Below are 1,150 nucleotides of genomic sequence, written 5' to 3'. Positions count from 1 at the left end.
GGACCGCTGATATGACCTATATTCAAACGAAGCGTAATGGCTGGTGTTACTTATCAACCATCATGGATCTGCACTCAAGACGAATTATCGGCTATTCATTCTCAAAAAAGATGGATACTGATTTAGTCTTAGAAGCTGTCCAAGATCTATGATTTTTGATATACTTCTATGTAAAAAGCGAGTTTAAGCTATGAAAAATTATCCCAGCAATATTACTCGGCAACAATTTGAATTAATTCGACCAGCTTTAGAAAATTTTCGTAAGCGAACTAAGCCTCGAAAATATGACCTCTACGAGGTCTTCTGTGCGGTCCTATATGTCTTGAAAACCGGTTGCCAATGGCGTCAAGTCCCCGGTGATTTCCCAGAATGGCGGTCAGTTTACAACTATTACAAAATTTGGTCAACTAAAGCTGAGCCTACGGCTGATTCTTTATTGGAACAAGTTTTAAAAAAATTGTCATTGCTCGGCGAACTTACCAAGGACGTTCAGCTTTAACTTCCTTTATTATCGTTGACGCTCAGAGCGTCAAAAACACCGCTACTGCTGAAAACAAAGGTTACGACGCTGGTAAGAAAATCTCGGGGATTAAGCGCCATCTGGCAGTTGATATCAATGGCTTTCCGCAGGCCATTCACATGACGCGAGCGAACGTCTCTGATCGAGACGGGGCCAGTGCCATGATCGCTTTACATGCCATGCATTTACGCCAGGTTCAAAATGTCTTAGTTGATGGTGGTTATTCAGGCGTTAATTTTCAGCTCGATGTAGCCAGTAATTTAAACGCAACCGTGCAGGTTGCGAAGCGCAATGAGTTGCATCGATTCGAAGTCATGCCCCAACGTTGGGTAGTCGAACGATCTTTTAGTTGGCTAGAGAATTGTCGGCGACTTTGGAAAAATTGTGAGCGTCAATTAACCACCAGTCTGCAAATGGTCGTTTTAGCGTTTTTAGCACTATTACTTAAGAGATTTTAGACAGCTTCTTAAAGGCCCTGGAAAGCGCGGTTAAAAATCGAACCATTACTGGGGACCTGATTATCCATACGGATTTAGGATCACAGTATACCAGCGATGATTACAATCAACGTTTAACTGAACTACATATCCGCCACTCATACAGCCGTAAGGGTTGTCCGTATGATAATGC

The 1,150-nt window shown here is 42.4% G+C and carries 3 protein-coding genes; all 3 read left to right on the top strand.

Annotated elements, in window-relative coordinates; all coding sequences use genetic code 11:
- Positions 1-11 precede the first annotated feature (11 nt).
- Positions 12-152: a DDE-type integrase/transposase/recombinase gene (locus EKM89_RS13950; protein ID WP_404819988.1), complete on the top strand. Its 141-nt coding sequence runs from the start codon at positions 12-14 to the stop codon at positions 150-152.
- 38 nt (positions 153-190) lie between these two features.
- Positions 191-978, top strand: a protein-coding gene (locus tag EKM89_RS13945) for an IS5 family transposase (RefSeq protein ID WP_080487858.1) whose coding sequence is annotated in 2 segments (ribosomal slippage) — positions 191-449 and positions 449-978 — 789 coding nt in all. Because the reading frame shifts where the segments join, the coding sequence is not laid out codon by codon here.
- On the top strand, positions 972-1,150 hold a 179-nt coding region (locus EKM89_RS14350; RefSeq protein ID WP_263853932.1), incomplete at its 3' end, for a DDE-type integrase/transposase/recombinase. The genes EKM89_RS13945 and EKM89_RS14350, both read left to right, overlap by 7 nt.

Origin of the sequence: Levilactobacillus fujinensis, from assembly GCF_003946335.1 — a bacterium.
Lineage (GTDB): Bacteria > Bacillota > Bacilli > Lactobacillales > Lactobacillaceae > Levilactobacillus > Levilactobacillus fujinensis.
Note: the sequence above shows the minus strand (reverse complement) of the source record. Positions and strands in the feature narration are given on the sequence as shown.